Source organism: Myxococcota bacterium, from assembly GCA_035498015.1.
GTDB lineage: Bacteria > Myxococcota_A > UBA9160 > SZUA-336 > SZUA-336 > VGRW01.
Map to the genome: position 1 here is coordinate 24,956 of DATKAO010000079.1, position 7,733 is coordinate 32,688.

A 7,733-nucleotide genomic window follows, 5' to 3' on the forward strand; every position below is an offset into this window, starting at 1 on the left:
TCACGTGCGGCAGCCTATCCTTGGGGGTCGGCGAAGTCGAGCCCGACCGCGCGCATCAGCGCGAGCGCGTTGCCGCGGGCAATCACCCCTTCGCGCAGCCGGTAGTCGAAGTGCAGGACGCCGTTCGCGACCTGATCTTCGAAGTGGGCGTTGCGGGCGCGCGGCGCGAGCTCGTCGGCGATCGCGGTGAGTGCCAGGTCGTGCGTGGTCACGAGGCCGATCGCGCCGCGCCGCAGCAGCTCGCGCAGCAACGCCTCGGCGCCGATGCGCCGGTCGTGTGAGTTGGTGCCGGAGAGGATCTCGTCGAGCAGGAACAAGAGAGGGAATTGGCCCGTGCAGCGATCCACCACGCGGCGCAGCGCCTGGAGCTCGGCCCAGAAGCGAGACGCGCCGTCGCGCAGCGAGTCCACGACCTGCAGCACGGCGCCCAACGCGAGCGGAGACACGCGCAGCCGCGCGGCGCGCACCGGCGCGCCCGCCAGCGCCATGACCAGCGCCGTGCCCACGCTGCGCAGGAAGGTGCTCTTGCCCGACATGTTCGAGCCCGAGACGACGACCAGCGCGTGACTCGCGTCGAGACACAGGTCGTTGCGCACGCAGCGCCCCTCGTCGATCAGCGGGTGACCCAGCTGCTCGGCGTCGAACAGCGGGCCCCCGTCGCAGACCTCGGGAAACGGGTCGTCCGGGTGCTCGAAGGCGTAGCCCGCCAGGTCGGACAGCGCCTCGAGCTCGCCCAGGGTCTCGAGCCAGCGCGCCACTCCGGCGCCGCAGCGCGCGCGCCAGGCTTCGAGCGCGTACGCGCCCTGCGCGCCCCACAGCAGCACCAGCGCGATCGGCGCGAACAGCTGGTTGCGACGCCAGTCGAGCACCGACACGATCCGGTGTAGCTGGGCGATCTGGCGCGATGCCGGCTCGCCGTCGGTGTCGAGCGCGGCGCGCAGCGCGACGAGCCGCGGCGAGGTGAAGCGCTCCCGCTCGACCCGTGCCAGGAGGACCGCGAGCTGCGCGAGGTCGCGCGCGCGCGGCTCGATCGCATGCAGCACGGCCGTCACGCGCCGGCCCAGGACGACCATCACGGCGCCTTCGGCGAGGCCCAGCACCAAGAGCGCAGGGGTCGTCTCCGTCCACACGAAGGCCGCGACGAGCGCGCACGCGGTCGCCAGCCCGAGCGCCGCGAGCGCGACGCGCGACGCGCTGCCCGCGAGCCGGGCCGGCGCCGTGGCCCAGGCCACGAGTGACTCCGGGTGCACGCCCTCGCGCACCTCGGGCCCGGCGCTGAACCAGTCCTCGCGCAGCGCGAGGCGCGGCCGCAGCTCTTCGGCCGCCTGCTGGCGCGCGCGCACCTCGTCCGGCGCCGCGGCCTCGAGCAGCCAGCCGGCCAGACGCGCCTGGCCGCTCGCGGTCTGCGCCTGGGACAAGAGTGCGAACAACGAGCCCGGCCCGAACAGATCGAGCTGCGCGGCGTAGGGGTGAGCGGGGTCCGCGTGACGCTCTCCGGTGTTGCCCCAGGGCGCGTCGAGCAGGCCGAGCCGCGCGAGCCCGCGCTCGTAGAACTCCACGCCGCGCCGCGCGCGGAGCTCGTCGCGCCGCGCCGCCTCGTGCCGCAGCACGAGCGCCACGAAGCCGGCCGCGAGCGGCGCGAGCCACCCGCCACTCACTCGGCCCGCCCAGAACGCGAGCCAGGCCACGCCCAGGCCCGTCGCGAACACGGCCAGGCGCGCGTTCGAGAGCCAGCGCGTGCGCCGCGCGGCGGCGGCGGCGCTGGCGCGGCGCTCCGCGAGCAGCGCGCCGTAGTGCGCGGGAACGTCCGTCATCCGCGCCGAGCATAGGCGCCTGGTACGATGCGCGCATGGCGTTTCTCGAGTTCCCGAAGGGCTTCCAGTGGGGCGCGGCGACGGCTGCGTATCAGATCGAAGGCGCCGCGCGCGAGGACGGCAAGGGTCTCTCGATCTGGGACGTGTTCTGCCAGCAGCCCGGCCGCGTGCAGGAGCGAGACACGGGCGACGTGGCCTGCGACCACTACCACCGCTACCGCGACGACGTGGCGCTGATGAAGCGCCTGGGGCTGCAGACCTACCGCTTCTCGGTCTCGTGGCCGCGCGTGCAGCCGTTCGGCGCAGGCGAAGCGAACGAGCGCGGGCTCGACTTCTACTCGCGCCTGGTCGACGAGTTACTCGCCGCGGGCATCCAGCCCTGCCTCACGCTCTACCACTGGGACCTGCCGCAGGCGCTGCAGGACCTGGGAGGCTGGGCCGAGCGCACCACCGCGCAGCGCTTCGCCGACTATGCGGCGCTGGTGTACCGGCGGCTCGGAGACCGCGTGACTCGCTTCATCACTCACAACGAGCCGATCGTGACCTCGATGATGGGCTACCGCGCGGGCGTGCTCGCGCCCGGCATCCGCGACGTGCGGCTCGCGGGCCGCGCGATCCACCACCTGTTGCTGTCGCACGGCCTGGCCGTGGCCGCGTTCCGCGCCTCGGGCGTGCGCGGCGAGATCGGCATCACCAACGCCAACACCAGCTACGAGCCCGCCGACTCGACCGATGAGTCACGCGCGGCGTGCGAGCTGGCGCGCGACTTCGACACCCGCACCTGGCACGGCCCAGTGTACGGCCGCGGCTACCCGAAGTCGGTGCTCGCCTACTACGAGCGCAACTCCGCCGCGCTGCCGATCGAGGCCGACGACCTGCGCGCGATCGCTGCGCCGACCGACTTCCTGGGCGTGAACCTGTACAGCCGCCGGCAGGTGCTGGCCGACCGCACGCGGGGCGTCGGCTACCGCAACGCGCCGCCGACGCTGCCGCTCCTGCCCATGGGCTACGAGTCGGCGCCCTTCGCGCTGGGTGACTTCCTGCGCTTCGTGTCGGCCGAATACGGCAAGCCGAGGATCTACGTGACCGAGAACGGCGTGTGCGACAACACCGCGCCGGCAGGCGGCGCGGTCGACGACGTGGAGCGCACGGAGCTCCTGCGCGGCTTCATCGCCGGCATGCACGCGGCCATCCGGGACGGCGCCGCCGACGTGCGCGCGTACTACGTCTGGTCGCTGCTCGACAACTTCGAGTGGGCGTTCGGTTACTCGAAGCGCTTCGGCATCGTGTGGACCGACTTCCAGACACAAGCGCGCATTCCCAAGCACAGCGCCGCGTTCTTCAGCGAGCTGATCCGGCGCAACGGGCTGGAGGCGTGATGGACGACGCGCGCAGGCCCTAGGGCGCGACGGGCTCCAGCCGCAGCGCCAGCGTGCTCTTGCGCGAGCCGGGCATGAGCCAGCCCACGAGCACATCTTTGGCGCCGTACTTCGCGCGCACGAGCGCGTCGATCTCGGCAGTGGCTTCCGGCGCGGGCGTGGCGCGGTACGCGCTGGTGCTGCCGTTGCGCTCGATCTCGACCCGCGGATTCGCGCGCACGCGCTCGACCCAGCCCGAGGCGGCGTTCCCGGCGCGCAGCCACGGCTGACCGTCGCGGTCCACGATCCAGAGCGGGGTCTGGTGTTTCGCTCCCGAGGCGTCGGTCGTGGTGACCATCACGACCTCGCCCGCGGCCGGGCTGCCCAGGTAGAACAGCGACCCGAGCCAGGCCACCAGAATCACGACGACCACGAGCAGGATCCGCTTCATCGGGTCACCCCCTCGGCTCGCACACGAAGATCGGGATGTCCCGGCTCGTGCGCGCGCGGTAGTCGGCATACGGCGCGTAGTGACTGTCGCAGATCGGCCAGAGCTTGGGCTTCTCGTCGGCCCGAGCCAGCCTCGCGCGCAGCTCCATGCGCCGGCCGCGGTGAGTGACCGAGAGCTCGGGATGCTTCACGAGGTTCCCGTACCAGACCGGGTTCTTCGGCGCGCCGCCCAGGGACGCGACCAGCAACACGCCTTGGCCATAGGGCACGTACATGAGCGGGATCGTCAACATCCGTCCGCTCTTCGCGCCCTTCATGGTCACGAAGCAGACGTCGTCGCCCTGCAGGCTGTTGAACCAGCGTCCGCCGGTGAGGCGGTTCAGGAACACGTGCGTGCGCGTCAGCGCCTTCACCGCCCATTTCGGCGGGGCGGCGGCCGCCTTCGGCTTCGGGTCCGAGCTGCTCGTCATGGTCACTCCCCGCTATCGCCAGGCGAACACGGGCTGCTCGAAGTGAGCCACTCGCGTGTCGCGGCCGTGGATCGCCACCTCGCGAAGCTGGAATAGTACCGCGGCGGTGGGCGCGTGGATGCTGGCGTTCAACATGGGGATCGGCAGCGAGATCACCGGTCGGTCACTTTCCGGGATGGTGCGGAGCTGCGGGATCTCGGGCCGGTCGAGGTCCGAGACGGGCACCACGTAGGCGTGCTCGACCTCCGCGGGATTCGGGACGAGCGCGGGAGTCACTCCGCCCCAGACCACGATCGGGGTGATCGCGAAGCCGGAACGGGTGGCGTAATCGTCGAGCCGCCCCAGCACGCTCGCGGCGGGCAGCCCGAGGCCGAGCTCCTCCAAGAGCTCGCGGCGCGCGGTCTCCTCGGCCGTCTCGCCCGGATCGACCCGGCCGCCGGGCAACGCCCACTGACCCGGGTGGTCGCGCAGGCGCGACGAGCGCCGCGTGATCAGGAAGCACGCGCGGCCCTGCGGGTCACCGACCAGCGTGGCCGCGACCGCCGCGTGCGCGAGCTGCTCGCCCCTGGCGGCCCGCGGCTCGAAGCGCGCCAGGTTCGCAGTGATCGCCTGCCGCAGCGTCTCGTCGAAGGTGGGCAGGGTCAGTCCTTCGGCAGGTGCAGGATGCGCTCGGCGATGATGTTCTTCTGGATGTTGGGCGTGCCGCCGCCGATCACGACCTCGGGCCAGTTCAGCGCGCCGGTCTGCCAGCGGCCGCCGTCGACGGTCTCGGGCGTGCCGGAGCGGTAGACCGCGGCGCTGCCCAGGAGCTCGAGCGCGAAGTCACCCATGTCGACCTCGAGCTCCGCGCGCAAGAGCTTGTTGATCGACGTCTCACTCGAGAGCGGGGCGCCTTTGAGCTGCAAGGTGAGCGCGCGCAGGCCGTTCAGCTTCATGGCCTCGATCTTGGCCTCGAACACGGCGAGCTGCCGCCGCACGCGTGGGTCGCGCGCCGCGGGCTGGCCGTTGCGCTGCGTGCGCTTGGCCAGCTCCTGCAGCTCCTCGAGCTTGCGGTACATGGCGGTCACTTCCGCGATGCTCGAGCGCTCGCTCTGCAGCGCGGACACCGTGACCTGCCAGCCCTGCCCTTCGGCGCCGAGCCGGTTCTCGACCGGCACGCGCACGTCGTTGAAGAACACCTCGGCGAACATCGCCCCGCCCGACATGTTCTGGATCGGGCGCACCTCGATGCCGGGGGTCGACATCTCGACCAGGAGACAGGTGATGCCGTCGTGCTTCGAGGCCGCGTTCGGGTCCGTGCGCACCAAGAGGATGATCCACTTCGACCACATGGCGATCGACGTCCAGATCTTCTGGCCGTTCACCACGTAGGAGTCACCCTCGCGCACGGCCTTGCACTGCAGCGCTGCCAGGTCGCTGCCCGTGCTCGGCTCCGAGTAACCCGTGCACCACTGGTACGCGCCGTCCAGGATGTCGGGGATGAAGCGCTGCTTCTGCGCCTCGGTGCCGTACTGGATGATCGCGGGGCCGACCCAGGCCAGGCCCATGAAGCAGACGCCGAGCGGCGGCGCCTTGCGCTTCGACATCTCCTCCTTGAGCACGACCTGCTCCATGATCCCGCCGCCGCCGCCACCGACCTCCTTCGGCCAGGAGAAGCCGACCCAGCGCTTGGCGCGCACCTTCTTGTTCCACTCCGCGAGGAAACGCGGGTCGAACTTGTTGGCGCCCTCGGGCAGGTTCTGGTCGAGGAAGGCGCGCACCTCGGCGCGGAAGGCCTCCTCCTGCGGACTCAGCTTGAAGTCCATCACAGTCCTCCGAGGCGCGCGACGCGCTCGTAGTGGAAGTCCGAGTCACCGAACGCCGGCCGCGCCCACTTGGCGCGCTTCAGATACAGCTGGATGTCGTACTCGGCGGTGTAGCCCACGGCGCCGTGCAGCTGCACGCCGTCGATGCCGATGCGCGTGAACGCGTCGCTGCCGAAGGCCTTGGCCAGCGACGCCGAGCGCGGCAGCTCGCCCGGGCTCTCGGCCACGGCCCAGGCCGCGTAGTACAAGAGTGACTTGGTCGACTCGAGCTCCACGTGCATCTCGGCCAGCGGGTGCTTCACGCCCTGGTACTTCCCGATCGGGTGACCGAACTGCAGCCGGTCCTTGGCGTACTGTGTCGTGATCGCGAGCGCGGCCTCGGCCGCGCCGGTGAGCTCGGCCGTGACCGCCACGGCGCCCAGGTCGAGCAGCCGCTCGATCGCCGGCCAGGCTGCGCCGGGCACGCCGAGCACGGCGCTCCGGGGCACGCGCGCCCCTTCGAGCTTCAAGGTGCCCAGGCGCTTGGTGGCGTCGATGGTCGGGAAGCCCGCCGAAGTGACTCCCGCTGCGCCCGCGTCCACGATGGCCAGCGCCAGGTCGGTCGCGGCGCCGCCCGTGCGGAACGCGACCACGAACAGGTTCGCGGCGCCGGCATCGTGCACGTAGCGCTTCTCGCCGGTGAGCAGCCAGGCGTCGCCGTCCGGCTTGCCGGTGAGCGCGATTGCGCCCGGCGCGAACGAGTCACTCGCCTCGAGGAACGCGAGCGTCCCCACGCGCGTGCCGTCGGCCAGGCTCGGGAGCCAGCGCTGCTTCTGCTCCTCGCTCCGGCTCTCGAGCACGGCCGCCGCGGCGAGCGTGGTCGAGATCAGCGGCGACGGGAAGAGCGAGCGGCCGGTCTCCTGCAGCAGCACCACCAGGTCGACCCAGCCGAGCCCCGCGCCGCCGTACGCCTCCGGAATCGTGAGCCCGAGCCAGCCGAGCTCTGCGAGCTCGCGCCAGACGTCCGGGTCGTAGCCCGGCCCGGTCTCCATCAGCTTACGCACCCGCTCGAGCCCGCAGCGCCCGTCGAGGAGCTTGCGCACCTCGGCCCGCAGGAGGTCCTGTTCTTCGCTGAACCCGAAATCCATGTCCGCCCGGATATCAGACGTGCGGATCCGAATGCAAGGCGACCCGATCCGGCCCCCGAAGATGAAATCGCTGGCTTCTCGCGGGGTTTCCCGACCGACCTCCTGGACGGTCCGGGCCGGCCCAGCTGAGGGTCAAAGGACACGTGCAATAAACCCGTGGAATCTCAATATCTTGGCAGTCCGGAGACGATACACTCAAGATCTAGTGGCAGGCAGGTTGACCCTCGCCCAGGCCCGCGGTAGAAAGGGTCTCCGGGATTCCAAGGATTCCGACTTGGCAGCCAGGGGGGCTACGGGCGGCCGGGTGGAAGCGGGCGAGGGCTCTGGAGGAGGGCTCGCGTTCGGGGGCTCTGAAGTACAGGGCCTCTCCTTGGGCCCGGAATTTTTCTCTCGACGCGACCGGGCCTCGGGGTTGGGGCACGGAGCGGGAGCTAGAGTGGCCGAGAACGACGACACCATGGAGCACAACGACGTCGAGATTCCGATCCGCCGCCACTTTACGCGCGCGGGGAACGATCCGTTCTCCAGCGTTCGCTGGGAGCGGCGCACCGCCAAGATCAGCGGCGAAGGCGGCGAGGTCGTCTTCGAGCAGCAGAACGTCGAGGTGCCCGAGTCGTGGTCGCCGATGGCCACGAACATCGTCGCGTCGAAATACTTCCGCGGTCACCTCGGCTCGCCGTCGCGCGAGTCGAGCGTGCGCCAGCTCATC

General features: G+C 71.1%; 8 protein-coding genes. 2 read left to right on the forward strand and 6 right to left on the reverse strand.

What is annotated here, in order from left to right; all coding sequences use genetic code 11:
• Positions 1-14: 14 nt before the first annotated feature.
• A complete protein-coding gene (locus VMR86_06270) occupies positions 15-1,814 on the reverse strand; it encodes a DNA mismatch repair protein MutS (protein HTO06646.1) in 1,800 nt (599 codons plus the stop codon).
• Positions 1,815-1,849: 35 nt separating this feature from the next.
• Between VMR86_06270 and VMR86_06275 the strand changes: the two genes are divergently transcribed.
• Positions 1,850-3,193 (forward strand): GH1 family beta-glucosidase, encoded by a 1,344-nt coding sequence (locus VMR86_06275; GenBank protein HTO06647.1) that lies wholly within the window; start codon positions 1,850-1,852, stop codon positions 3,191-3,193.
• A 19-nt stretch (positions 3,194-3,212) separates the two neighbouring features.
• Here the strand turns inward: VMR86_06275 and VMR86_06280 are convergent, their stop codons facing one another.
• Genes VMR86_06280 through VMR86_06300 form a run of 5 tightly spaced genes read right to left on the reverse strand, consistent with a single transcriptional unit; the run spans position 3,213 to position 7,024 of the window.
• Positions 3,213-3,623 carry a nitroreductase/quinone reductase family protein gene (locus VMR86_06280; GenBank protein HTO06648.1) on the reverse strand — a complete coding sequence of 137 codons (411 nt, stop codon included), beginning with the start codon at positions 3,621-3,623 and terminating at the stop codon, positions 3,213-3,215.
• A gap of 4 nt (positions 3,624-3,627) precedes the next feature.
• A complete protein-coding gene (locus tag VMR86_06285) occupies positions 3,628-4,092 on the reverse strand; it encodes a nitroreductase family deazaflavin-dependent oxidoreductase (GenBank protein ID HTO06649.1) in 465 nt (154 codons plus the stop codon).
• 12 nt (positions 4,093-4,104) lie between these two features.
• Positions 4,105-4,842: a CoA pyrophosphatase gene (locus VMR86_06290; protein ID HTO06650.1), complete on the reverse strand. Its 738-nt coding sequence runs from the start codon at positions 4,840-4,842 to the stop codon at positions 4,105-4,107.
• The gene (locus VMR86_06295; GenBank protein HTO06651.1) at positions 4,734-5,897 is read right to left on the reverse strand and encodes an acyl-CoA dehydrogenase family protein; all 1,164 of its coding nucleotides are present in this window, start codon (positions 5,895-5,897) and stop codon (positions 4,734-4,736) included. The genes VMR86_06290 and VMR86_06295 overlap by 109 nt, the downstream gene beginning before the upstream one ends.
• Positions 5,897-7,024 (reverse strand): acyl-CoA dehydrogenase family protein, encoded by a 1,128-nt coding sequence (locus tag VMR86_06300; protein ID HTO06652.1) that lies wholly within the window; start codon positions 7,022-7,024, stop codon positions 5,897-5,899. The genes VMR86_06295 and VMR86_06300 overlap by 1 nt, the downstream gene beginning before the upstream one ends.
• 457 nt (positions 7,025-7,481) lie before the next feature.
• Here VMR86_06300 and VMR86_06305 point away from each other — a divergent pair.
• The coding region (locus tag VMR86_06305; GenBank protein HTO06653.1) for a hypothetical protein at positions 7,482-7,733 on the forward strand (252 nt) is incomplete at its 3' end.

Excerpts from the sequence above, each read along its gene's own strand:
- VMR86_06285 (HTO06649.1), bottom strand. The coding sequence starts at position 4,092 with ATGACGAGCAGCTCGGACCCGAAGCCGAAGGCGGCCGCCGCCCCGCCG.
- VMR86_06270 (HTO06646.1), bottom strand. The coding sequence starts at position 1,814 with ATGACGGACGTTCCCGCGCACTACGGCGCGCTGCTCGCGGAGCGCCGC.
- VMR86_06280 (HTO06648.1), bottom strand. The coding sequence starts at position 3,623 with ATGAAGCGGATCCTGCTCGTGGTCGTCGTGATTCTGGTGGCCTGGCTC.
- VMR86_06300 (HTO06652.1), bottom strand. The coding sequence starts at position 7,024 with ATGGATTTCGGGTTCAGCGAAGAACAGGACCTCCTGCGGGCCGAGGTG.
- VMR86_06295 (HTO06651.1), bottom strand. The coding sequence starts at position 5,897 with ATGGACTTCAAGCTGAGTCCGCAGGAGGAGGCCTTCCGCGCCGAGGTG.
- VMR86_06275 (HTO06647.1), top strand. The coding sequence starts at position 1,850 with ATGGCGTTTCTCGAGTTCCCGAAGGGCTTCCAGTGGGGCGCGGCGACG.